The sequence below is a fragment of the Mucilaginibacter corticis genome (assembly GCF_007558865.1).
Taxonomy (GTDB): domain Bacteria; phylum Bacteroidota; class Bacteroidia; order Sphingobacteriales; family Sphingobacteriaceae; genus Mucilaginibacter; species Mucilaginibacter corticis.
Map to the genome: position 1 here is coordinate 61,299 of NZ_VLPK01000002.1, position 23,736 is coordinate 85,034.

Here is a 23,736-nt window from a genome sequence, read left to right on the forward strand (position 1 = left end):
ATCTTATCATTACGGAACAATCGTATTGATAAAAAGATCTTCCGCTTTGCCTGTGTCGGCATCGTTAAATTTGCCTTCTAATATGCTTTGCCCGGTAATTGCGGGGTTATTGCCATGGCCCAGCGGCCAGCTCCCGGTGGTTCCGTCAATATTTATCCCGGCAAGTTGTGCGGCTTTAAGCCCAAAATCGGTACAATTGTTATTGCTCAGGTGATACTCCAGGTGGTCATACTGTTTGGCCAGCAACAATATTTTCTCAAACCGTCTTTTCGAGATAAACTTACCCAACACTTCGTCCCATTGGTGGTTGGTATCGTCTTTAAATACCGACGCGGTTTCAGGCTCGACAGGCGTAGCCGAAAGCAGGTTTACTTTTTTAGGATAAAAGCCGAAAGAAAACGATGAGTAGGTAGAGTCTGCATTGTATTTTATCAGCGTGATAAAAGTATGGCCTGTATTGCCCCATACAAAGATCTTGCGCTTGCCCGGCACCGGTTGCTTTACATGGAACAGCATGGCATAGGCAACGGCTTTTTTACCATCATCAAGCGCGCTCGTGATGTATTTATAAGTAGTGGCTTTGCTCTTTTTTGTGTTGTACCCCGGTGACTTTGAAAACAAAGCCTGACTGGCTACCAGCGAATCGTCTTTGGCATTAATGGCGAGGTAAGCACTGCTATCTGTTTGAGCTAGCGAATCTGCCGGATATTTGGTACGGATGGCGGTGGTTTTTAAAAAGCATTTCATAGCCAGCGGATACAGCCTTAACCGGGCAAACACATTGGCCAAATGATATAAAAATTTAGCATGCGATTGATTGTAGTTTACATCCTCATTGCTGGTAACCGTTTTTAAATAGCCCATTAACTTCCTGCGTTCTTTGGGCGTGGTGATACTTGCCTCGGCATTGGTATTTTGCAGCAGTTCGTCATCATACAATTTTAACGCTTTTTCAACCGGCGTGGCCGAAGCAAAGATTGAAGAATCTTGTTTCGATTCTAAAGTGTCGGTATTCGCGTCTGTTAGATAATGAGCAGGTTTATTAACAGCGTGCGACTTGTAACTATTGCTTGCAAGTTGCGCTTGTGCGGGCAAGGCATATTGCAGCGTAACCGTAAAAAGTACTGTTTTAAAGATCAGCGATGAAAAAGCATTAGACATGGGGCCTAAAGTAAAAGTATCAAATGAACAATTAATGAACTAAAAGGGTAATTACGCGCAACAACAATACCCGCTGCCGGTATTATTAAAAATGCTATACTGTAAAACGTTCATAGTTGCAAACATAGTATATTTTATTTAGTCTACAAATTTAGTCGTATTTTTTTATTTACCTTGCGATGGATTAAAAAGTCAATATGAAAGGGTACGCGTTAATTACAGGGGCAAGTAAAGGTATAGGCAGATCAATAGCTAATTTATTGGCGCAGCAGGGCTACAACGTATTGCTTGTCGCACGATCTGGCGATGAGCTGGAGCAACTTGCAGCATCTATCACTACACAATATAAAGTAGATGCCCGTTATCTTGCTGTTGATCTTTCTGAAGCAGGTGCAGCAGATCAGGTGGTTAATTGGTTTAACGCGCTGTCTGTTCCCTTATCTATATTAATTAACAATGCAGGTTACGGTGTGTTCGGCAGGTTTGATGAGAATAAGCTGGCCGAACAAATGAATATGCTTAGTGTAAACATTAATGCTGTGGTCGAATTAACCTACAAATTGCTGCCGGTATTGAAGGAACAGCAACAGGTTTATATTTTAAATTTGGCCAGCACCGCGGCTTACCAGGCCATGCCGGGTTTTGCTTTATATGCCGCCAGTAAAACATTCATTTTAAATTATAGCAGGGCGCTGGCGTTTGAATTGAAAGGTACGTCTGTATCGGTAACCTGCCTTTGCCCGGGGCCTACCGATACCAATTTTGCAAACAGGGCAGGTATGGATAATCTGGCAGAGCTTGCCGAAAAATTTAATATGCAGCCGGACGAAGTTGCCCGCGTTGGACTAAAAGCACTATTTAATAAAAAAGCAGAAGTGATACCGGGATTTTTAAACAAGCTGGGGGCGGCAGGGGCAAGGCATCTTAATAAAGGTCTAATTGAAGGCATAAGCGCCCGCTTATACAAGCTGTAAATTTTATTTTATTAAATTTTTGTTAATTAAATATTTCTTCTACATTTGCATAGTATACTAATAAGATAGATTTAATATACATTATAAAAATGAATTACAACAAAACCATACACGCTGCATGCTCTATGCGAATGCCCTTGTCAAAAAGGGTAATGTGTTGTTGTTGTTAATACCCCTCAATAGCTACACATTAATACTGCTGCCGGCCCGATAGGGCGGGAGCCATCATTACTCATTTTCATTTTTTATTATTTTCATGGAAAGCTCATACCAGAAATTTACGCTTGGTACTACTATAACTGCAGCACAACAGGATTTTTTTAACCAAAACGGTTTTATCCATTTTAAAGATTTTATTAAACCCGAAACGGTCGACGCTATTATTAAGGCATCAAGGCAGGTGCAGGAACACTGGATAGCTAATAATATCAGCAAGGTAAACGGTGTGCCTATTAAATATGGTAAAGACCTTGATGGCAGCATCATTGTACAACGCTTTGCCTTTATTAATAAATACAACGCTTTATTGCAAGAGTTTACGCTCGACCCGCGCTTTAACATATTGCTTGACCTGATAGGCCCCGGCGCCAGGCTGGGTACCGAAGAAAAAGACGGAATGGTATTTAATCACTACGTGAACGGCCACGAAAGCGGCTTCACAAAAATGGGCTGGCATACAGACGGGCTGCGCGATATTTTTCACGGGCAAAAGCTTAACCCCATGCTAAATGTAGGCATCCACCTAAGTAATGTAAAGCCGGAAAACGGTGGCTTGCGCATCTTGCCCGGCACGCATAAACAAAATATCTACAATATGCTTTTCCGCAAAAAATACTTTTTAGATAACAGTGCCGATAAAGAAGAACTGGCAATTACCCCCAACGCCGGCGACCTTACCATACATGACGGTCGCTTATGGCACCGGGTAGCACAATCATCTGTTATAGGCGAAGAAAGCAGACGCAGGGTAATTTACATGCCTATTATTGCCGGCAAGTATGAGCCAAAGCATGAAAACAGCCCTACCGCTTTTTACCAGCGTTTTGCCACTTTAGTTAAATAACACCCCTATGTTAATTGCACTATTGGTAGGCTATATCATTCGCCGGAGGAAACAGTATTTATTGGCCAAGGTGGTGTGATCAAGATCTGAATCATAGCCCCAAAAATTAGATTGATCCTGATAATTGTGTCATTCTTTTATATTTGGTATTGTTATGTAATATTCATCAATGGCAAATGAATAATTTGACAATAAGAGCGGCCCGCTTTATAATGGGTCTCAACAGGCACACAAAGGCTGTAAATATGCGTCGGCTAAGTAAGCGCGGTGAAACTACAGATAGCATAATCATACGCGAAGTTACAGAAAGCGATATGCCTGCTCTTGTAGCATTGCACGTTAAAACCTGGGCTGATACTTACTGGCTGGTAAGACGGCCCCCCACTTTTACTATACGCCAGTCACAATGGAGCCAGGTGTTTAAAATAAACGATGGCAGTTGGTTTTGTTATGTCGCAGAAAGCAAAACAGGCCGGTTAGTGGGTTTTGCTCACGCGAAGACCTACGGATCGGCTGATTTACCCGCTTACAAAGGTCAGCTAAGTAAAATTTACCTTTTGCGCGAATATCAGCGATTGGGTATTGGCAAGCGGCTTATTTGTACTGTTGCCCATCAATTTATTAGCCGGCAGATAAACTCGATGGTGCTTTTTAGCGAGGTGCAAAATCCGTCAGGCTATTTTTACGAAGCCTTGAGCGCAGAAAGGCTTACTAACAAACAGGGTAAATTTAGCGGCGCTTATGGGTGGAAGAATCTTCAGGCTTTGGCAACAATTTGTTAATGTAAACACTTCTATATATTGAAACCTTTAAACCATCGTTCTGAAAGTCAAATTTACTCGTGGTGTGATTATCTTTTTTGATTTGGGCAGGCTATGCAGCCAGTTAGTTTGTGTAGCGCCTTTCATTACAAGGAGGCTGCCGTTCTCTAATATTAGCGAAACCGGTTCTTTGCTAACGCGATGCTTAAGCGCGAATTTCCGTTCGGCGCCAAAACTTAACGAAGCTATCGAGGTATCCTTACCCAAAGATTTTTCATCATCGCTGTGCCAGGCCATCCCTTCGTCGCCGGTATGGTACAGGTTAAGCAGGCACGAATTATATTCCTGGCCGGTAAGTCGCTCGGCCAATGCCTTGAGTTCTAATAATTCTTTGGTCCAGTTCAATGCCTGCTTTGTGGTGTTCGAGTAAGTGTAGCTATACCCCGCATCGCCATACCAGGCCACTTTTCTTTTAGTGACAATATGCCTGCCAAAAATAATGGCCTCATCATTTTTCCACTGAATAGTATCAAGTAAAATATCCAGGTATTTATTGGCTTCGGCAATGTCCATTACTTTGCCGTAATAGTTTACAATGCCGTCGTAGGGTAAAAGGTTGGTAGGTGTTTCTGTATGCATAAAATTAAAATAAGGTTCCCCTCTTGAGAGGGGGCGTGTTTGGTAGTGCGATGGAAGGGGTGTGTCAGTCGGCGGAAGGACACACCCCTACACCCCTCTCAAGAGGGGAACCGCTCAGCCCGCTTTCTGTTTCCGTAATTGATATTGCTGCGGCATGCAATTGCCGCAGGGACGGTAACCTGCGGCTACTGCTTCCTGCTCGTTGGCGAAGAAAACCCGGTTTTCGGTTTTCATCCGTTTGCCCGATCCACAGGATAACGTTCCGTAGATCTTTCCTCTTTTATATCCGCCCAAAGTAATATCGCCCTTAATCATCATCGACTGTAATACCCTGAACCACGCGAATGGTGTATTACCAAGGTCTTTATGATGGATCATATATTAATAAAAATAATTAAAGCGCAATTGTCTTATATACAATTGTTTATACGATTTTTAACTGTAAGTTTACCAACTTAAACGTTGGCTCATTTTGGCTCACTGGATTTCAATAAATTTCTAATTATCAACAATTTAACTGAAATAATCGGCTCACTTGGCTCAAGTGGCACACACTCTCGTGAGCCAAAACAAGACGGTTACACCCCGGCGAAAGCCTTGGATGCTTCCCAGCCTATCATGGCGTTTTTGCGTTGGCTGCCCCAATGATATTGCCCGGTTTCGCCTGTTGCTTTGATCACCCGATGACAGGGGATCAGGAACGCAACCGGGTTGTCAGCCACCGCCGAGCCAACCGCGCGGCTGGCATTGGCGTTTTGCAAACCACCGGCCAGGCCGCCATAGGTTACCAGTTTACCCATAGGCACCTTTAACAATGTTTCCCAAACCTTTAGCTGGAACGGTGTGCCTTTAAGGTGCAGCTTGATATCGCTTAGTTTGGCCCAATCCTGTGTAAATATGCACAGCGCGTTTTGCTGTATGGTATCCAGGAATTGTTGATACCGCGCGTTGGGGAAGTGTTTTTTCAGTTCGTCAAAAGCATCGTCGTTACTACCATCAGCAAAGGCCATGTAGCAAATGCCTTTGGTGGTCGATGCTACAATGATGGTCCCGAAGGGGCTTTCTGCAAAGCTGTAATTAATGCTAAGCTGTTCGCCGCCGTTCTTGTACTCGCCTGGTGTCATGCCTTCAACTTTGATAAACAGGTCGTGCAGCCTGCCGGTGCCTGAGAGGCCGGTTTCAAAAGCGGTGTCAAATAACGAAGCGCTTTTATCCTTTAAGATAGCTTTGGCGTGGCCGATACTAAGGTACTGTAAAAACTGTTTGGGCGTTACGCCAGCCCAGTCCTTAAACATCCGCTGAAAGTGGAAGGGGCTCAGGTTTACATGTTCGGCCGCTTCTTCGAGTGTTGGCTGGTGTTTATAGTTCAGCCTTAAAAACTCTATGGCTTCGGCTATCCGTTTATAATCAATTTCGTTCTGCGTTTCCATGATCGTTGTCATTTATTGATACAAAAGTATCAGCCTGCAGAACGCCATAAAACCCGTTTCTTGCGGTGTTTAGTTAAAGTAAGCTTTCAGGGCTTTGATATAGGTGCGGCTCTCTCTTTTCTTCAAGCCGCTATCCATAATGGCGAATAGAATGTCGACCAGTTTATGGTTGTCAGAGCCTTTCTGTGGTGTCCAAAAAGCAAATTTCCTGATCGCATCGTTCTGGTCAAGCAAGCCGTAAACGTTCACGCCATCGGCACCGGTGTATAGCTCATATATGGTTGTGGTATCGCCTTTGAAGAAAGAGCCCTTGTGTACGGCCATGGTATCTGCTTTCCCTTTGATGGGGAAGTCGTACGCTTTTAAGAAATCGGTTAGCGGGGCCAGGTCTTCTTTTTTTACAAACGCTGCATCGCTTATGATGAGGTTTCTGCCCTGTTTGCGTTGTATAGTAAGGTCAATAAATGTGGAGTCGGCTGTGTTTTTTATAAGCAGCTTGCTGGGGCTGCTAAATGATGGTAAAAATACAATGCTTATATTATAACTATCTGCTTTGCTTTGCCCAAAGCAGAACGAACATACAGTTGATAGAAGGATAGCAAAAAAGAGTTTCATCGGCTGATATTTTAAGTTGATATATAAAACTAACCAATTTTTTGCTGCTTTGGTTTACTAAAGGTTTAATTTATCGTCGATTGGCAGGTTAAACCAAAAATTACTGCCGTTGCCAACGGTGCTGTCAACGCCGATCTTACCGTTGTGGCGCGCAATGATCTCCGCGCTAATGTATAGCCCGAGGCCAAGCCCCGAAAACTGGTGGCCAAAAGCGTCTACGCGGTAATAGCGGTCAAACAAGTGCGGCAGCTTCTGCGGATTAATGCCTATACCAAAATCACGTACAGAAACCGTAGCCGTTTCATCATCGTGAAAAACGGTTATCTCTATCCGTTTTGATTGCGGCGAGTATTTGATGGCGTTGCCTATCAGGTTAACCATCACCTGGTCAATACGCCGGTAATCGGCATAGATCATCAACTGCGTATCGCCAATAAAAACAAACTCATATTCATTCAGCGGGTTGATATGCTCGCAGCTATCTTTGATCAAATCGACAAGATCAAACCGGTTTATATTCAGGGCCAGTTGCCCTTGTTGTATCTTGGTTACGTTTAAAAGGTCGTCAAGCAGGTGTATCAGCTTGCTTAAGTTATTGCTGGCCTTATTAACAAACACAGGCACTTTATCTGATCCGGGGTTGGTTTTAACCAGTTTCTGCAAGATCTGTATTGAAGCGCTAAGCGATGTTATAGGCGTTTTTAACTCATGGCTGGCTACGCTGATAAATTCATCCTTACGCACCTGCAGTTGATATTCTTCAGTAACATCCTGAATTATACCACTAAATTGATAAGCATCGCCATTAGCGTCAAACTTAGCTCGGCCTGTTGCTTCAACAATGCGTCTTGTGCCTTCACTGTGTATAGTATAAGTAATGTTATAATTTCCGTCTGATCCTTTTGCTATTGCCTTATTAATAGCTTCGGCAACACGCTCGCGGTCTTCTTCTGCAATAGCGGTTATGGCATTATTTAAGTCAACCTCTTCATCGCCGGCAACGCCAAACCATTCCTTTAGGCGATGGTTGCCAATAAACCTGTTGGTTTTAGGGTTAAGGTCCCATGTACCCAGATCAGCTGCTTCAATGGCAAATTCCAGTTCGTTCTTGGCATTTTGTATGGCGTTATATGCATTTACTTGTTCGGTAGTTTCATTGCAGGTTACCAATACGCCGCCCGGTTTACCGGTTTCGTCAATTACAGCGCTGTAGCTAAATGTCCAGTAAACATCTTCCAATTTATCATTTCGATAGATGGGGATCAGTTGGTTTTCGCTCCATGAAGATTCGCCGCCCGCCAATACTTTGTCTATTAAAGGTTCTATAACCGGCCATATTTCAGGCCAGCAATCTATTCCGCGCTGGCCAAGAGCGGTAGGGTGTTTACCGTTATTGCCAAGGCTTGGACGGTAAGCATCATTATAAAACTGGATCAGATCTTGCCCCCACCACAAAAACATCGGGAAGCGGGAGTTTAGCAGGATGCCAATAGTAGTTAATAAACTTTGCGACCAGCCTTCGGGGTTACCTAAAACCGTATTGCTCCAGTCGTACTCACGGGTAAGTTTCCCCATCTCGCCGCCGCCTTGTAAATAATGTAGGTATAGCGGTTGCGTAGAAATGTCTTTACTCATTTATTTGGTAGATAGATTGGGATTTTAGAAATTTAAATATAGATAGATTAAACAGAAATACAACTCAAAATGTTTGCGGTACAATTAATTGAATTAATTATTTGCATATTTCAAAAAACCTATTTGTAAATCAAAACTTTGTGCGTACATTTGCCGTCCCTGAAAGGAGGTATATTGGAATTATGATCATTATCAACGTTAAAGAAGGCGAATCATTAGACAAGGCATTAAAACGCTTTAAAAAGAAATTTGAGAAAACTGGTGTATTACGCGAACTACGCAGTCGTCAGGCATTCGAGAAAAAATCAGTATCTCGTCGTCACGAGATCAAACATGCCATTTACAAGCAAAACATGAACCTTGAAACAACTGTCTAATTATTCTGCAAAGAATTTTTTCAGTTTTTCTTGCTAACATATATAAAACTATTTGTACATTCATAATTCGGACGTACAAGTAGTTTTTATGTTTACAGACCGTTTTATACAATATATTAAATTCGAAAAACGGTACTCTCCGCATACGGTATCTGCTTATCAGTCAGATCTTGATCAGTTTATAGGTTTCCTTAACTACCCTGATCAAATCATATCACATCCCCAGGAAATTACCCACTACCATATCCGTAACTGGATGGTTGAGTTAATGAACCAGCAGCTTACAGCTCGCTCCGTTAATCGTAAAATTGCTACACTGCGCAAATATTTTAAATTTTTGGTGCAGGAGGGGATACTGACCGTTAACCCGGCATCAAAGATCAATACGCCTAAAATACCCAAACATCTGCCCGTTGTTGTTGAAGACGCGCGCCTTACCCAGATGTTGGATAACGGCGAGGTGTTTAGCGACGACTTTAGCGGCACCCGAGATAAGCTTATTATTGAAATGCTGTTTGGTACCGGCATACGCCTTGCCGAATTACTGGGTATAAAAGAGAGCGACATTAATACTTATGAAGGTACGGTAAAGGTTTTAGGCAAGCGCAATAAGGAGCGTATTATACCATTGAACCAGGAACTGCGGCACTTGCTGCTGAAATACAATGAGTTAAAGAAAAGTGAAAATTTTGGTAACAATTCGTTAATATTGATCGTTACTGATAAAGGGGCAAATGCATATCCAAAGCTAATCTATCTAACAGTGCAGAAATATCTATCGCATATATCAACCCAAAATAAAAAGAGCCCTCACGTGTTGAGGCATACCTTTGCAACCAGCCTCTTAAACGCTGGCGCCGATTTAAATGCGATTAAAGAATTACTGGGCCACGCTAACCTAAGCGCCACTCAAATTTATACGCATAACTCTGTAGAACGATTAAAGTCTATTTATAAACTCGCCCATCCAAAGGCATAAAAAGGAGGAACCATGAAAATTACAGTGCAATCAATTCATTTTACTGCAGACAAAGGATTATTAGAATTTATTCAGAAAAAAGCCGATAAGCTGGATACCTTTTATGACAATATTATAAATGGAGAAGTTTATTTAAAGCTTGAAAATGTAGAAGACGAAGCAAATAAGATTACTGAAATAAAGCTGCAGTTACCCGGCAACCAAATTTTTGCGAAGGAGCAATGTAAAACTTTTGAAGAGGCCACAGACCTTGCCATTGAGAGCCTGCGCAAACAAATAGGTAAGCATAAAAAACGAAAAGAGATTGCTGCTCAAGAGGTTAAAAGAGCCGTATTGGCATCAACCGAAGAGGAAATTTAACGATAAAAAACCCATAATATTTTCAAAAAATCGACGGTCAAAAAGGCCGTCGATTTTTTTTGATAAAAAATTTTGTGGGGCGTTATTTATTTGTAAATTTGCAATCCCTTTCGGAGAGGTGTGTATCGCACTCCTTGAACAAAAGGAATTGGTTCTTTAAAATAAAAATTATAAAGCTTAAAAAAATAATCGCATCTTCGCCGGTTCTTAATCTAAGGGTTTACAAGCCCGGCGATAAATAAGCTCAAATAATAAGCCTCCTTAGCTCAGCTGGTAGAGCAACTGACTTGTAATCAGTAGGTCATTGGTTCGATCCCGATAGGAGGCTCTGTTAATGTTGAATTGCAGAATTAATGAATTATTGAATTAACATTCACTCATTCACTAATTAAAACATTCAATAATTAGCAAGCGGGGGGATACCAGAGCGGTCAAATGGGACGGACTGTAAATCCGTTGCTTCGGCTACGAAGGTTCGAATCCTTCTCCCCCCACAAGTTTGAATGAGTGAATTAGCGAATTGTTGATTGAGTGAATAACAAAAATCAATAATTCAATAAATCACTCATTCATTCATTGAAAAAAAAGCGGAAGTAGCTCAGTTGGTAGAGCGATAGCCTTCCAAGCTATAGGTCGCGAGTTCGAACCTCGTCTTCCGCTCGGTTGGTTCATTGGTTGGTTAGTTCATTTGTTCATTAGTGGCTGCCGCTAAACACCAATAAACTACTGAACGAGTGAACCAATGAACAAACAAAAGCCGACGTAGCTCAGGGGTAGAGCACTTCCTTGGTAAGGAAGAGGTCATGGGTTCAAATCCCATTGTTGGCTCAACGTATAAAGCGTATAATAATAATTAAGAATATAAATTAACCTACAAATAATAAAATAAATCATGGCAAAAGAAAAGTTTGACCGCAGTAAACCGCACTTAAACATCGGTACAATCGGTCACGTTGACCACGGCAAAACAACCCTTACTGCAGCTATCACTAAAGTATTAGCTGATGCAGGTTTATCAGAAGCTCGTTCATTTGATTCAATTGACTCAGCTCCTGAAGAAAAAGAGCGTGGTATTACTATCAATACAGCACACGTTGAGTATTCAACTGCTAACCGTCACTATGCACACGTTGACTGTCCAGGTCACGCGGATTATGTGAAAAACATGGTTACAGGTGCGGCGCAAATGGACGGTGCTATCATCGTAGTTGCTGCAACTGACGGTCCGATGCCACAAACTCGCGAGCACATCCTTTTGGCTCGTCAGGTAGGTGTACCTTCATTGGTTGTATTCATGAATAAAGTGGATATGGTTGATGATCCGGAATTATTAGAATTAGTAGAAATGGAAATCCGTGAGCTATTATCATTCTATGATTTCCCTGGTGATGATATCCCTGTTATCCAAGGTTCTGCTTTGGGTGGCTTAAATGCTGATCCGAAATGGGTTGGAAAAATTATGGAATTGATGGACGCTGTTGATAGCTACATCCCAATTCCTCCACGTTTGACAGATCTTCCATTCTTGATGCCTGTTGAGGACGTATTCTCGATCACTGGTCGTGGTACTGTTGCAACCGGTCGTATTGAGCGTGGTGTAATCAACTCTGGCGAACAGGTTGATATATTAGGTATGGGTGCTGAGAACTTGAAATCAACCGTAACTGGTGTTGAGATGTTCCGTAAGATCCTTGACCGTGGCGAAGCTGGTGACAACGTAGGTTTATTGTTACGTGGTATTGAAAAAACTGATATCCGTCGTGGTATGGTTATTTGCAAACCAGGTTCAGTTAACCCGCACACTGATTTCAAAGCAGAAGTTTACGTATTATCAAAAGCAGAAGGTGGACGTCACACGCCATTCTTTAACAAATACCGTCCGCAATTCTATTTCCGTACAACAGACGTTACAGGTGAAATTACCTTAGCTGAAGGTGTTGAAATGGTTATGCCTGGTGATAACGTTACAATCACTGTAAAGTTGATCAACGCTATCGCAATGGAAAAAGGCTTACGTTTCGCTATCCGTGAAGGTGGCAGAACTGTAGGTGCCGGCCAGGTAACTGAAATTTTAAAATAATTTCAAACCCTTTCAAGGGAATAAAAACGGTTAATTTTTTTGTAAAGTACCCCGGCATTTGCCAGGGTACTTTATCAATATTATAATGTTCCTTCGGTTAATCCGGGGTTTAAAGTATACACGGGAATAGTTCAACGGTAGAATAGAGGTCTCCAAAACCTTTGATCAGGGTTCGAATCCTTGTTCCCGTGCATAATAGCAAATAACAAAGAATGGCTAACGTATCTGAATATCTTAAAGAATCATACATAGAGTTGACCGAGAAAGTAACCTGGCCAACCTGGCGCGAGCTGCAAAGCAGCGCTATATTAGTATTAGTAGCGGCAATTATTATAGCCATGCTGATATTTGGTATGGATCAGATCATAGGCCTTCTGCTTAATAAGTTTTATAGTTCACTGGCTTAATATATATAATAAGAATGAGTGATCAATTAAAATGGTACGTTGTACGCGCAATAAGCGGTAAAGAAAAAAAGGTTAAGCAATATATAGACGCAGAGATTGCCCGTTTAGGCATTACACATTTGGTACCGCAGGTTTTAATACCTACCGAGAAATATTACCAGATGCGCGACGGAAAAAAGATAGCTAAAGAGCGTAACTATTTTCCGGGTTATGTATTGATGGAGGCGCAGTTAGACGGCGAGCTTGAGCACGTCATTAAAAACGTAAACAGCGTTATAGGTTTCCTTGGGGATAAAGCAGGTAATGCAATCCCTTTACGCCAGGCAGAAGTTAACCGTATTTTAGGTAAGGTTGATGAGATGAGCGCACAGGGCGAAACCATGAATGTACCGTATTACGTTGGCGAAAACGTTAAAGTAATGGATGGTCCTTTCAACGGGTTTAGCGGTGTGATTGAAGAGGTTAACGAAGAGAAAAAGAAATTGAAAGTAATGGTAAAGATATTCGGCCGCCGTACGCCGCTTGAATTGAATTACATGCAAGTAGAAAAAGAGTAGTTTTTATTCCGGGATCGTAACGAACCCGGATTTTATAAACAAAGACATTGGGTGTCACAACCTGATAAAAAATGTTACATAGCTTCCACTTTATAACATTGAATAATTAAATAAAAAAGCAAAATGGCAAAAGAAGTCGGTGCGATGGTTAAGCTGCAAGTAAAGGGCGGCGCTGCAAACCCATCACCTCCAATCGGACCTGCATTAGGTGCAAAAGGGGTGAACATAATGGAGTTTTGCAAGCAGTTCAATGCACGTACCCAGGATAAACCTGGTAAAGTGTTACCTGTGCTTATTACTGTTTACGTTGACAAGTCATTCGATTTTATCATTAAAACTCCTCCTGTAGCTATCCAATTATTGGAAGTATCAGGCTTAAAGAGTGGTTCTGCAGAGCCTAACCGTAAAAAGGTTGCCAGTGTAAACTGGGATCAGGTTGAGGCAATTGCTAAAGATAAAATGGTAGACTTAAACGCGTTTACAATAGAATCAGCCATGAAAATGGTAGCAGGTACTGCCCGCAGCATGGGGATAACCGTATCAGGTACGGCACCCTGGAATTAATTAAATTTATACAAATCAGTTTAAGACAGTGGCTAGATTAACAAAAAATCAAAAAGTGGCGCTCTCCAAAATTGAGGCTAATAAATCGTATACATTACAAGATGCTTCAGCATTGGTAAAGGAATTAACCTTAACTAAATTTGATGCATCAGTTGATATAGATGTGCGTTTAGGTGTTGACCCCCGTAAAGCCAATCAAATGGTACGTGGTATTGCAACATTGCCTCATGGAACCGGTAAAACTGTACGTGTTTTAGTTCTTTGTACTCCAGACAAGGAGCAAGAAGCTAAAGACGCAGGTGCAGATTACGTAGGTTTGGACGACTATATCGCCAAGATTGAAGGTGGATGGACTGATGTTGACATTATCATCACTATGCCAAGCGTTATGGCTAAAGTAGGTAGATTAGGCCGTGTGCTTGGTCCGCGTAACTTAATGCCTAACCCTAAATCGGGTACAGTAACTCCGGAAGTTGGAAAAGCTGTAACTGAGGTTAAAGGTGGTAAGATCGATTTCAAGGTTGACAAAACCGGTATCATTCATACCTCAATAGGTAAATCATCTTTCCCTGCTGATAAAATTTATGAGAACGCATTAGAAGTATTGCAGGTTCTTTCTAAATTAAAACCATCATCAGCTAAAGGAACATATTTTAAGAGCATTCATATCTCTTCAACTATGTCTCCGGGGATAACAGTAGAAACAAAATCAGTAGCGGGAATTTAATCATGAATAAAGAAGAAAAACACGACCTTGTTCTTGCCCTCACTGAACAAATGAAGGAATACGGTAATTTTTATATTACTGATACTTCAGACTTAACGGTTGCAAAAATCAATGACATCCGTCGTAAATGTTTCGACAGCGATATCAAAATGCAGGTTGCAAAAAATAGCTTGATCAAAAAAGCTATGGAAGCAGCAGGCGGTGATTACGCTGGTATATATGATGTATTAAAAGGTTCATCATCAATTCTTTTCTCAAAATCAGCAACTGCCCCGGCAAAGCTGATCAAACAGTTAAGAAAACAAGGTGACAAACCGGTTTTAAAAGCAGCATATATTGACTCGGCAATATTTATCGGCGACAACCAGATCGATACCTTAACTAAATTGAAATCTAAGGAACAATTGATCGGTGAAGTTATCGGCTTACTGCAATCACCAGCGAAAAATGTTATCTCTGCACTGCAGTCAGGCGGAAATACATTGGCAGGATTAGTAAAAACATTACAAGAAAGAGGTTAATTCAAACACCTTAAAGTTTGATCATTAAAAACAAAGCATTAAAGTAAAAAATATAATAAAATGGCGGATTTAAAAGCATTTGCTGAACAGTTAGTTAACTTGACAGTAAAAGAAGTAAACGAATTAGCTCAGATCTTAAAAGACGAGTATGGCATTGAGCCTGCTGCTGCAGCTGTTGCTGTTGCTGCTGCTCCAGCTGGTGGCGATGACGCTCCTGCTGCTGCTGCTGAACAAACAGCATTTGACGTTATCCTGAAAGAAGCAGGTGGCTCAAAATTAGCTGTTGTTAAATTAGTAAAAGACTTAACCGGTTTAGGTTTGAAAGAAGCAAAAGATCTTGTTGACGGTGCACCAAAAGAAGTTAAAACTGGCGTATCTAAAGAAGAAGCACAGTCTCTTAAAACTCAATTAGAAGAAGCCGGAGCGGTAGTTGAGGTTAAATAAGTTAACCACAATACTCATAGCATCAGACTCCGACCATATTTGGTCGGGGTCTATTGCTGTTTATAAAGGTTTGATTACAGATTTGAGCTATTAGAAGCGGGCGTTTAGCAAGGCGATCTTGTTTAAGCATCATCTCAAATCTCATATCTCAAATCTCATAGTCTACACAAGTTTATTAATAAACTAAAATTAAAATACCTTGGCAAACAAAAAAGCACAAAGAGTAAACTTTGCAACCAGCAGAAAGGTACTTGATTACCCCGATTTTCTGGATGTGCAGTTGCAATCTTTCCAGGAATTTTTTCAATTAGAAACTACTTCAGACAACCGTCACAAAGAAGGCTTGTTTAAAGTGTTTGCCGAAAACTTTCCAATTTCAGATTCAAGAAACATCTTCGTCCTGGAGTTTCTTGATTATTTTATTGATCCGCCACGTTATGATATACGCGAGTGTATTGAGCGCGGGTTAACTTACAGCGTGCCGTTAAAAGCAAAACTTCGCTTGTCTTGTAATGATGCCGAGCACGAAGATTTTGAAACAATTGTTCAGGATGTGTATTTGGGAACTATCCCTTACATGACACCTAAAGGAACATTTGTTATTAACGGTGCAGAACGTGTAATTGTATCACAACTACACCGTTCGCCGGGTGTGTTCTTTGGCCAGAGCCGTCACACCAACGGTACCAAGTTATACTCTGCCCGTGTTATCCCGTTCAAGGGTTCATGGATTGAGTTTGCTACAGACGTTAACAACGTAATGTATGCTTACATTGACCGTAAAAAGAAATTCCCGGTAACAACTTTGCTTCGTGCCATCGGTTATGATTCTGATAAAGACATATTAGAGTTATTTGAACTGGCAGACGAGGTTAAGGTTAGTAAATCAGGTCTTAAAAAATTCATCGGCCGTAAACTGGCTGCAAGGGTTTTAAAGAAATGGGTTGAGGATTTTGTGGATGAGGATACCGGTGAAGTTGTTTCTATTGACCGTAACGAAATTATCCTGGAGCGTGAAACCGTGCTTGAAGATGATCACATTGACATGATCATTGATGCCGGTGTTAAAACCATCATCCTGAACAAGGAAGATGCTGCTACCAGCGGTGATTACACTATTATATACAATACCTTACAAAAGGATACTTCAAACTCAGAGAAAGAAGCGGTTGAGCATATCTACCGTCAATTACGTAACGCTGAACCACCTGATGAGGAAACTGCTCGTGGTATCATCGATCGTTTATTCTTCTCTGACAAACGTTATGACCTTGGTGATGTGGGCAGGTACCGCATTAACCGTAAGTTGAAACTGAGCACATCAGAAGAAACTAAGGTTTTAACTAAACAGGATATCATTGCGATAGTTAAATATCTGATCAAATTAATCAACTCAAAAGCCGAGGTGGATGATATTGATCACTTGTCAAATCGTCGCGTACGTACTGTAGGTGAGCAATTATATGCTCAGTTTGGTGTTGGTTTAGCACGTATGGCACGTACCATCCGTGAGCGTATGAATATCCGTGACAACGAGGTATTTACACCAACCGACCTGATCAACGCACGTACATTATCATCTGTGATCAACTCGTTCTTCGGAACAAACCAGTTATCACAGTTCATGGATCAAACCAATCCACTGGCAGAGATTACGCACAAGCGTCGTCTGTCAGCCTTAGGGCCCGGTGGTCTGTCTCGTGAGCGTGCAGGTTTCGAGGTTCGTGACGTTCACTACACCCACTACGGTAGGTTGTGTACTATCGAAACTCCTGAAGGACCTAACATTGGTTTGATATCATCACTTTGCGTACATGCTAAGATCAATAACTTAGGCTTTATCGAAACTCCATACAAACGTGTGGTTAACGGTAAAGTACAGGTACAGGAAGAGGTTATCTATTTATCAGCCGAGGATGAAGACGGCAAAACTATAGGCCAGGCAAACGCTGTTTATGATGATAAAGGCGAATTTGCTACACCAAAAGTTAAAGCCCGTTTTGAAGGTGATTTCCCTATCATTGAGCCTGAAAGATTAGATTTGATGGACATTGCGCCAAACCAGATCACGTCTATTGCGGCATCATTGATCCCGTTCCTTGAGCATGATGATGCTAACCGTGCCCTGATGGGTTCAAACATGCAGCGCCAGGCAGTGCCTTTATTGCGCCCTGAGTCGCCGATTGTTGGTACCGGATTAGAAGGCCGTGTTGCAAAAGATTCACGTACGCTGATCAATGCCGAAGGTGATGGCGTTGTTGAGTATGTGGATGCAAACCAGATAGTAATTAAATATGATCGTGACGAATTGGACCGTTTGGTTTCTTTCGAAGGCGATTCAAAAAGCTATATCTTAACTAAGTTTAAGAAAACCAACCAAAGCACAACTATTAACTTGAAGCCAATTGTTAAAAAAGGCGAAAGAGTTGAAAAAGGGCAAGTGCTTTGCGAGGGCTATGCAACTCAGGATGGCGAGTTAGCCTTAGGCCGTAACCTTAAAGTGGCATTCATGCCTTGGCAGGGTTATAACTTTGAGGATGCGATCGTTATTTCTGAGCGTGTAGTATCTCAGGATATCTTTACTTCATTGCACGTTGAAGAGTTTGAATTAGAAGTACGTGATACCAAACGTGGTGAAGAAGAGTTAACTCCGGATATCCCTAACGTATCAGAAGAAGCTACTAAAGACCTTGACGAAGACGGTATCATCCGTGTTGGTGCTGAGGTTAAAGAAGGCGACATCCTGATCGGTAAGATCACCCCTAAAGGTGAGTCTGACCCATCGCCGGAAGAGAAATTATTACGTGCCATATTTGGTGATAAAGCAGGTGACGTTAAAGACGCGTCATTAAAAACTCCGCCGTCTATCGCGGGTGTTGTAATTGATACCAAATTATTCTCACGTGCTAAGAAAACTACTAAGGCAGAAGAAAAAGCACAGATAGAAAGGCTTGATACTAAACATGAAAAAGCTGTAAAAGATCTTAAAAATACTTTGATCGAGAAGTTATTTGAGATTGTTAACGGTAAAACATCACAAGGCGTAAGCAATGTTTACAAAGAGCTACTGGTACCTAAAGGCGTTAAATTCACTCAAAAGATTTTAACTGAGTTAAATTATGAAAACATCAACCCAACAAAATGGACAACTGATGATGACAAAAACGACCAGATAAAATTATTGCTTCATAACTATAACATTAAAGTTAATGAAGAACTGGGTGCTTACCGTCGTGATAAATTTGCTATCAGCGTAGGTGATGAGCTTCCATCTGGTATCGTACAAATGGCTAAAGTTTATATCGCTAAAAAGCGTAAGCTTAAAGTAGGTGATAAAATGGCAGGCCGTCACGGTAACAAAGGTATCGTAGCGCGTATTGTACGTGACGAGGATATGCCTTTCTTAGAAGACGGAACACCGGTTGATATTGTGTTGAACCCGCTGGGTGTACCTTCACGTATGAACCTTGGTCAGATCTATGAAACTGTATTAGGCTGGGCAGGTAAAGAACTGGGCATTAAATTCGCGACCCCGATTTTTGATGGTGCAAGCCATGAAGAAGTTGAGGAGTGGGTTAAAAAAGCCGGTATCCCTGAGTCAGGCCGTACATACTTATATAATGGTTTAACCGGTGATCGTTTTGATCAGCAAACCACTGTAGGTATTATCTACATGCTTAAACTGGGCCACATGGTTGACGATAAGATGCACGCGCGTTCTATCGGGCCATACTCATTGATTACACAACAGCCATTGGGTGGTAAAGCCCAGTTTGGTGGTCAGCGTTTTGGTGAGATGGAGGTTTGGGCATTAGAAGCATTTGGTGCATCAAATATCCTGCAGGAAATATTAACCGTTAAATCGGATGATGTTGTTGGCCGTGCCAAAACTTATGAGGCTATTGTTAAAGGTGAAAACCTGCCAACGCCTTCAGTTCCTGAATCATTCAATGTATTGGTTCATGAATTAAGAGGTTTAGGTCTGGATATCACTTTAGAATAATTATTGAATTATTGAGGGATTGAATTATTGAGTGATTCAATCCCTTCAATAAAATGAATTCAATCATTCAATAATTCAATTATTCAAAAATTAAAACAAAGGAGACTATGTCTTACAAAAAGGATAATAAAATCAAAAGTAATTTTACTACTATCACCATCAGCTTAGCTTCGCCAGAGGCTATTCTTGAGCGTTCAAGCGGTGAAGTTTTAAAACCCGAAACCATCAACTACAGGACCTATAAACCTGAGCGCGATGGTTTATTTTGCGAGCGTATTTTTGGTCCGGTTAAAGATTATGAGTGCCATTGCGGTAAATACAAACGTATCCGTTACAAGGGTATAGTTTGTGATCGTTGCGGTGTTGAAGTAACCGAGAAAAAAGTACGTCGTGAGCGTATGGGACACATTAATTTGGTGGTTCCGGTTGCTCACATCTGGTATTTCCGTTCGTTGCCAAATAAAATTGGTTACTTATTGGGCTTACCTACAAAGCGTCTTGATCTGATCATATATTATGAAAGATATGTAGTTATCCAGCCCGGTGTTAAAGAAAGTGACGGAATCAACAAAATGGATTTCCTTACTGAAGAAGAATACCTGGATATATTAGATACCCTTCCGAAAGAAAACCAATACCTTGACGATAAGGATCCTCAGAAATTTGTAGCCAAAATGGGTGCAGAAGCTCTGGAAGAATTATTAAAACGTATTGACCTTGACGAATTATCATTTAGCTTACGCCACCAGGCTGCTACCGAGACTTCACAACAACGTAAAAACGAAGCGTTAAAACGCTTACAGGTTGTTGAGGCTTTCCGTGGTGCAAAAACACGTATCGAGAATAACCCTGAGTGGATGATCGTTAAGATCGTTCCGGTTATCCCGCCGGAGTTGCGCCCGTTAGTACCTCTTGAAGGTGGCCGTTTTGCAACGTCAGATCTGAATGACCTTTACCGTCGTGTAATTATCCGTAACAACCGTTTAAAACGTTTGATCGAGATCAAAGCACCGGAGGTGATTTTACGTAACGAAAAACGTATGTTACAGGAAGCTGTAGACTCGTTATTTGATAACTCACGTAAAGTTAACGCGGTAAAAACTGAAGGTAACCGTGCATTGAAATCACTTTCAGACATCCTGAAAGGTAAACAAGGCCGTTTCCGTCAAAACTTATTGGGTAAACGTGTGGATTACTCTGCCCGTTCTGTAATTGTTGTAGGTCCTAACCTTAAATTACACGAGTGCGGTTTACCAAAAGATATGGCTGCCGAGCTGTTTAAACCATTTATCATTCGCAAGATGATTGAGCGTGGTGTGGTTAAAACAGTAAAATCTGCTAAAAAGATAGTTGACCGTAAAGATCCGTTAGTATGGGATATCCTTGAAAACGTATTAAAAGGCCACCCCGTATTATTAAACCGTGCACCTACGCTACACAGGTTAGGTATACAATCATTCCAGCCAAAACTGGTTGAAGGTAAAGCTATCCAACTGCACCCGTTAACCTGTACCGCTTTCAACGCGGATTTTGACGGTGACCAGATGGCGGTACACGTACCACTGGGTAACGCGGCAATATTAGAGGCACAGGTATTAATGCTTGCGTCGCACAACATATTAAACCCTGCTAACGGAACACCTATTACCGTTCCATCACAGGACATGGTGCTTGGTTTGTACTACATAACCAAAGGCCGTAAAACTGATGCTACCCGCGTTGTAAAAGGCGAAGGATTAACTTTCTACTCTTCTGAAGAAGTTATCATTGCTTATAACGAGAAAAAACTTGACCTGCACGCGTTCATTAAAGTTAAAACTAACGTTAAAGAGCGTGATGGCAAGATAGTTAATAAAGTTATTGATACTACTGTAGGCCGTGTATTGTTCAATGAGCATGTACCTGCCGAGGTTGGTTATATCAATGAGCTATTGACTAAGAAATCATTACGTGATATTATTGGTGAAGTAGTAAAAATTACCGGTATGGCACGCGCTGCCCAGTTCCTTGATGATATTAAGGAATTAGGATTTAAAATGGCGTTCCAGGGTGGTTTATCATTTAACCTGAAGGATATCAATATCCCTGCAGAGAAAGTTACCTTAATTGAAACTGCTTCTAAGCAAGTTGAAGAGGTAATGAGTAACTACAACATGGGTTTCATTACCAACAATGAGCGTTATAACCAAATTATCGATATCTGGACCCGTATCAACAACCGCTTAACCGCGAATGTGATGGACATCCTGAGTAACGATAACCAGGGCTTCAACTCAGTTTACATGATGTTGGATTCAGGCGCGCGTGGTTCAAAAGAGCAGATCCGTCAGCTTGCAGGTATGCGTGGTTTGATGGCTAAGCCTCAAAAATCAGGTTCAGGTGGCGAGATCATTGAAAACCCGATCTTATCAAACTTTAAAGAAGGCCTGTCGGTATTAGAGTACTTTATCTCTACCCACGGTGCACGTAAAGGTTTGGCGGATACGGCGTTGAAAACGGCGGATGCGGGTTACTTAACCCGTCGTTTACATGACGTTGCGCAGGATATGATTGTTGGTATGGTTGATTGCGGTACTTTAAGAGGTATCTACACAACTGCATTAAAAGATAACGAGGATATTGTTGAACCATTATATGACCGTATCTTGGGCCGTACTTCATTACACGACGTGTTTGACCCTATTACTAACCAATTGTTAGTATCGGCAGGTCAGGACATCACTGAAGAAATTGGTAAAACAATTGAAAATTCGCCTTTAGAAGGTATTGAAATACGTTCGGTATTAACCTGCGAAAGCAAGCGTGGTGTTTGTGCACTATGCTACGGCCGTAACCTGGCAAGCGGTAAACGCGTGCAAAAAGGTGAGGCTGTTGGTGTAATTGCTGCACAGTCAATTGGTGAGCCGGGTACACAGTTAACGTTACGTACCTTCCACGTGGGTGGTACCGCGTCAAACATCGCGGCCGAGTCACAGATCAACGCTAAATTTGATGGTATCATCGAGTTTGAAAACGTTCGTACTGTAACTTACCAAACTGCTGAAGAAGGCGCTGTTGACGTAGTATTAGGTCGTTCTGGCGAGTTCCGTATTGTTGAAGAAGGAAGCAATAAAGTTATTGTTACCAACAACATACCTTACGGTTCATACTTATACATTAAAGACGGTAGCAAGATCAAACGTGGCGACCGTATCTGTTCATGGGATCCGTACAACGCGGTTATCATATCAGAATTTGCAGGTGTTGCGCAGTTTGAAGCCGTATTAGAGGGTATCACTTTCCGTGAAGAATCTGACGAACAAACCGGTCACCGCGAAAAAGTTATCATCGATACAAGGGATAAAACTAAAAACCCTTCTATCCAGGTAACTGACGGTAAAGGAAATCTAATTAAAGGATATAACATCCCTGTAGGCGCTCACATCGCTGTTGATGAAGGCGAGAAACTACAAACAGGACAGATCATTGCTAAAATACCTCGTTCAACAGGTAAAACAAGGGATATCACCGGTGGTTTACCACGTGTAACAGAGTTATTTGAAGCACGTAACCCATCAAACCCTGCTGTAGTTACCGAGATTGACGGTGTTGTAACATTAGGTGGCGTTAAACGTGGTAATCGTGAGATCACCATCGAATCAAAAGACGGACAAGTTAAAAAATACCTAGTTCCATTGTCTAAACACATCCTTGTACAGGATAATGACTTTGTTAAAGCCGGTATGCCATTGTCTGATGGTTCAATATCTCCTGCCGACATCCTGGCTATTAAAGGCCCTGCTGCGGTGCAAGAGTACCTGGTTAACGGTATTCAGGAAGTTTACCGTTTACAAGGTGTGAAGATCAATGATAAACACTTCGAGGTTATCGTTCACCAAATGATGCAGAAAGTGTCTATCGAAGATGCAGGCGATACCCGTTTCTTAGAAAAAGAAGCTGTTGACAGCTGGGATTTCATGCTGGAAAATGATGACATCTTTGACAAAAAGGTGGTTACAGATCCGGGAGATTCAAACACGCTTAAAGCAGGCCAGATAGTTTCTGTAAGAAAATTGAGAGACGAAAACTCAGTTTTAAAACGCAGAGACATGAAGCTTGTTGAAGTGCGTGATGCTATAGCAGCTACCTCAAGCCCAATGTTGCAAGGTATTACCAGGGCATCATTAGGTACTAAATCGTTCATATCTGCAGCATCGTTCCAGGAAACTACCAAGGTTCTTAACGAGGCAGCCATTGCAGGTAAGAAAGATAGCATGCTTGGCTTGAAAGAAAACGTTATTGTTGGTCACTTAATTCCGTCAGGAACAGGTTTACGCGAATACGAAAATATCCGTGTAGGTTCTCAGGAAGAATTTGATCGCTTAATGGCTTCAAAAGCTGAAGAAGTAGAAGCTTAATCAGCATAAGCAAATAATAAAATTAGCAAGCCTTCCGCAAAA

At 41.6% G+C, this 23,736-nt stretch carries 21 protein-coding genes and 5 tRNA genes; 20 read left to right on the forward strand and 6 right to left on the reverse strand.

Going from position 1 to position 23,736, the window contains the following annotated elements:
* Window positions 1-9: 9 nt before the first annotated feature.
* A complete protein-coding gene (locus FO440_RS10925; protein ID WP_144248307.1) occupies window positions 10-1,161 on the reverse strand; it encodes a hypothetical protein in 1,152 nt (383 codons plus the stop codon).
* 197 nt (window positions 1,162-1,358) lie between these two features.
* On the opposite strand from FO440_RS10925, the gene FO440_RS10930 reads away from it, so the two are divergent.
* The 3 genes from FO440_RS10930 (at window position 1,359) to FO440_RS10940 (ending at window position 3,980) form a co-directional block, all read left to right on the forward strand.
* Window positions 1,359-2,135 (forward strand): SDR family NAD(P)-dependent oxidoreductase, encoded by a 777-nt coding sequence (locus FO440_RS10930; protein WP_144248308.1) that lies wholly within the window; start codon window positions 1,359-1,361, stop codon window positions 2,133-2,135.
* Between the two features lie 256 nt (window positions 2,136-2,391).
* On the forward strand, window positions 2,392-3,198 hold the full coding sequence (locus tag FO440_RS10935; protein ID WP_144248309.1) for a phytanoyl-CoA dioxygenase family protein: 807 nt from the start codon (window positions 2,392-2,394) through the stop codon (window positions 3,196-3,198).
* Between the two features lie 314 nt (window positions 3,199-3,512).
* Entirely contained in the window at window positions 3,513-3,980 is a 468-nt protein-coding gene (locus tag FO440_RS10940; protein WP_222103972.1) for a GNAT family N-acetyltransferase, read from the forward strand.
* A gap of 27 nt (window positions 3,981-4,007) precedes the next feature.
* On the opposite strand, the gene FO440_RS10945 is transcribed toward FO440_RS10940, so the two are convergent.
* The 5 genes from FO440_RS10945 to FO440_RS10965 form a co-directional block, all read right to left on the reverse strand.
* Window positions 4,008-4,598 carry an alpha-ketoglutarate-dependent dioxygenase AlkB family protein gene (locus FO440_RS10945; protein WP_144248311.1) on the reverse strand — a complete coding sequence of 197 codons (591 nt, stop codon included), beginning with the start codon at window positions 4,596-4,598 and terminating at the stop codon, window positions 4,008-4,010.
* A gap of 114 nt (window positions 4,599-4,712) precedes the next feature.
* Window positions 4,713-4,976: an Ada metal-binding domain-containing protein gene (locus FO440_RS10950; RefSeq protein WP_144248312.1), complete on the reverse strand. Its 264-nt coding sequence runs from the start codon at window positions 4,974-4,976 to the stop codon at window positions 4,713-4,715.
* A 200-nt stretch (window positions 4,977-5,176) separates the two neighbouring features.
* Window positions 5,177-6,028, reverse strand: coding sequence for a bifunctional helix-turn-helix domain-containing protein/methylated-DNA--[protein]-cysteine S-methyltransferase (locus tag FO440_RS10955; protein WP_144248313.1), 852 nt, complete (start codon window positions 6,026-6,028; stop codon window positions 5,177-5,179).
* 69 nt (window positions 6,029-6,097) lie between these two features.
* Window positions 6,098-6,643 (reverse strand): hypothetical protein, encoded by a 546-nt coding sequence (locus FO440_RS10960; RefSeq protein ID WP_144248314.1) that lies wholly within the window; start codon window positions 6,641-6,643, stop codon window positions 6,098-6,100.
* Window positions 6,644-6,700: 57 nt separating this feature from the next.
* The gene (locus FO440_RS10965) at window positions 6,701-8,278 is read right to left on the reverse strand and encodes a PAS domain-containing sensor histidine kinase (RefSeq protein WP_144248315.1); all 1,578 of its coding nucleotides are present in this window, start codon (window positions 8,276-8,278) and stop codon (window positions 6,701-6,703) included.
* A gap of 182 nt (window positions 8,279-8,460) precedes the next feature.
* Here FO440_RS10965 and rpsU point away from each other — a divergent pair, with 182 nt between their 5' ends.
* The 17 genes from rpsU (at window position 8,461) to rpoC (ending at window position 23,694) form a co-directional block, all read left to right on the forward strand.
* The gene (gene rpsU / locus FO440_RS10970; RefSeq protein ID WP_144248316.1) at window positions 8,461-8,655 is read left to right on the forward strand and encodes a 30S ribosomal protein S21; all 195 of its coding nucleotides are present in this window, start codon (window positions 8,461-8,463) and stop codon (window positions 8,653-8,655) included.
* 88 nt (window positions 8,656-8,743) lie between these two features.
* Window positions 8,744-9,634, forward strand: a complete 891-nt coding sequence (locus tag FO440_RS10975; protein WP_144248317.1) for a tyrosine-type recombinase/integrase — start codon at window positions 8,744-8,746, stop codon at window positions 9,632-9,634.
* A 12-nt stretch (window positions 9,635-9,646) separates the two neighbouring features.
* Window positions 9,647-9,994 (forward strand): ribosome hibernation-promoting factor, HPF/YfiA family, encoded by a 348-nt coding sequence (gene hpf / locus FO440_RS10980; RefSeq protein WP_144248318.1) that lies wholly within the window; start codon window positions 9,647-9,649, stop codon window positions 9,992-9,994.
* A 255-nt stretch (window positions 9,995-10,249) separates the two neighbouring features.
* Window positions 10,250-10,322: transfer RNA gene (locus tag FO440_RS10985), tRNA-Thr, on the forward strand.
* A gap of 85 nt (window positions 10,323-10,407) precedes the next feature.
* A tRNA-Tyr gene (locus tag FO440_RS10990) sits at window positions 10,408-10,488 on the forward strand.
* Window positions 10,489-10,581: 93 nt separating this feature from the next.
* Window positions 10,582-10,654 (forward strand) — tRNA-Gly (locus tag FO440_RS10995).
* A gap of 96 nt (window positions 10,655-10,750) precedes the next feature.
* Window positions 10,751-10,822 (forward strand) — tRNA-Thr (locus FO440_RS11000).
* Window positions 10,823-10,886: 64 nt separating this feature from the next.
* A complete protein-coding gene (gene tuf, locus FO440_RS11005; RefSeq protein ID WP_144248319.1) occupies window positions 10,887-12,074 on the forward strand; it encodes an elongation factor Tu in 1,188 nt (395 codons plus the stop codon).
* 120 nt (window positions 12,075-12,194) lie between these two features.
* Window positions 12,195-12,265 (forward strand) — tRNA-Trp (locus tag FO440_RS11010).
* Between the two features lie 21 nt (window positions 12,266-12,286).
* Entirely contained in the window at window positions 12,287-12,481 is a 195-nt protein-coding gene (gene secE / locus FO440_RS11015; protein ID WP_144248320.1) for a preprotein translocase subunit SecE, read from the forward strand.
* 14 nt (window positions 12,482-12,495) lie between these two features.
* Window positions 12,496-13,038 carry a transcription termination/antitermination protein NusG gene (gene nusG / locus FO440_RS11020; RefSeq protein ID WP_144248321.1) on the forward strand — a complete coding sequence of 181 codons (543 nt, stop codon included), beginning with the start codon at window positions 12,496-12,498 and terminating at the stop codon, window positions 13,036-13,038.
* A 123-nt stretch (window positions 13,039-13,161) separates the two neighbouring features.
* The gene (gene rplK / locus FO440_RS11025; protein WP_144248322.1) at window positions 13,162-13,602 is read left to right on the forward strand and encodes a 50S ribosomal protein L11; all 441 of its coding nucleotides are present in this window, start codon (window positions 13,162-13,164) and stop codon (window positions 13,600-13,602) included.
* Between the two features lie 28 nt (window positions 13,603-13,630).
* Window positions 13,631-14,329, forward strand: coding sequence for a 50S ribosomal protein L1 (gene rplA, locus FO440_RS11030; protein ID WP_144248323.1), 699 nt, complete (start codon window positions 13,631-13,633; stop codon window positions 14,327-14,329).
* Between the two features lie 2 nt (window positions 14,330-14,331).
* Complete coding sequence (gene rplJ / locus FO440_RS11035; RefSeq protein ID WP_144248324.1) at window positions 14,332-14,850, forward strand: 50S ribosomal protein L10; 519 nt, start codon at window positions 14,332-14,334, stop codon at window positions 14,848-14,850.
* Between the two features lie 60 nt (window positions 14,851-14,910).
* Window positions 14,911-15,294 carry a 50S ribosomal protein L7/L12 gene (gene rplL / locus FO440_RS11040; RefSeq protein ID WP_144248325.1) on the forward strand — a complete coding sequence of 128 codons (384 nt, stop codon included), beginning with the start codon at window positions 14,911-14,913 and terminating at the stop codon, window positions 15,292-15,294.
* Window positions 15,295-15,493: 199 nt separating this feature from the next.
* Complete coding sequence (gene rpoB / locus FO440_RS11045) at window positions 15,494-19,297, forward strand: DNA-directed RNA polymerase subunit beta (protein ID WP_144248326.1); 3,804 nt, start codon at window positions 15,494-15,496, stop codon at window positions 19,295-19,297.
* Window positions 19,298-19,404: 107 nt separating this feature from the next.
* The gene (gene rpoC, locus FO440_RS11050; protein ID WP_144248327.1) at window positions 19,405-23,694 is read left to right on the forward strand and encodes a DNA-directed RNA polymerase subunit beta'; all 4,290 of its coding nucleotides are present in this window, start codon (window positions 19,405-19,407) and stop codon (window positions 23,692-23,694) included.
* Window positions 23,695-23,736: the final 42 nt, after the last annotated feature.

Excerpts from the sequence above, each read along its gene's own strand:
- FO440_RS10925 (WP_144248307.1), bottom strand. The coding sequence starts at position 1,161 with ATGTCTAATGCTTTTTCATCGCTGATCTTTAAAACAGTACTTTTTACG.
- FO440_RS10930 (WP_144248308.1), top strand. The coding sequence starts at position 1,359 with ATGAAAGGGTACGCGTTAATTACAGGGGCAAGTAAAGGTATAGGCAGA.
- FO440_RS10935 (WP_144248309.1), top strand. The coding sequence starts at position 2,392 with ATGGAAAGCTCATACCAGAAATTTACGCTTGGTACTACTATAACTGCA.
- FO440_RS10940 (WP_222103972.1), top strand. The coding sequence starts at position 3,513 with ATGCCTGCTCTTGTAGCATTGCACGTTAAAACCTGGGCTGATACTTAC.
- FO440_RS10945 (WP_144248311.1), bottom strand. The coding sequence starts at position 4,598 with ATGCATACAGAAACACCTACCAACCTTTTACCCTACGACGGCATTGTA.
- FO440_RS10950 (WP_144248312.1), bottom strand. The coding sequence starts at position 4,976 with ATGATCCATCATAAAGACCTTGGTAATACACCATTCGCGTGGTTCAGG.
- FO440_RS10955 (WP_144248313.1), bottom strand. The coding sequence starts at position 6,028 with ATGGAAACGCAGAACGAAATTGATTATAAACGGATAGCCGAAGCCATA.
- FO440_RS10960 (WP_144248314.1), bottom strand. The coding sequence starts at position 6,643 with ATGAAACTCTTTTTTGCTATCCTTCTATCAACTGTATGTTCGTTCTGC.
- FO440_RS10965 (WP_144248315.1), bottom strand. The coding sequence starts at position 8,278 with ATGAGTAAAGACATTTCTACGCAACCGCTATACCTACATTATTTACAA.
- rpsU (WP_144248316.1), top strand. The coding sequence starts at position 8,461 with ATGATCATTATCAACGTTAAAGAAGGCGAATCATTAGACAAGGCATTA.
- FO440_RS10975 (WP_144248317.1), top strand. The coding sequence starts at position 8,744 with ATGTTTACAGACCGTTTTATACAATATATTAAATTCGAAAAACGGTAC.
- hpf (WP_144248318.1), top strand. The coding sequence starts at position 9,647 with ATGAAAATTACAGTGCAATCAATTCATTTTACTGCAGACAAAGGATTA.
- tuf (WP_144248319.1), top strand. The coding sequence starts at position 10,887 with ATGGCAAAAGAAAAGTTTGACCGCAGTAAACCGCACTTAAACATCGGT.
- secE (WP_144248320.1), top strand. The coding sequence starts at position 12,287 with ATGGCTAACGTATCTGAATATCTTAAAGAATCATACATAGAGTTGACC.
- nusG (WP_144248321.1), top strand. The coding sequence starts at position 12,496 with ATGAGTGATCAATTAAAATGGTACGTTGTACGCGCAATAAGCGGTAAA.
- rplK (WP_144248322.1), top strand. The coding sequence starts at position 13,162 with ATGGCAAAAGAAGTCGGTGCGATGGTTAAGCTGCAAGTAAAGGGCGGC.
- rplJ (WP_144248324.1), top strand. The coding sequence starts at position 14,332 with ATGAATAAAGAAGAAAAACACGACCTTGTTCTTGCCCTCACTGAACAA.
- rplL (WP_144248325.1), top strand. The coding sequence starts at position 14,911 with ATGGCGGATTTAAAAGCATTTGCTGAACAGTTAGTTAACTTGACAGTA.
- rpoC (WP_144248327.1), top strand. The coding sequence starts at position 19,405 with ATGTCTTACAAAAAGGATAATAAAATCAAAAGTAATTTTACTACTATC.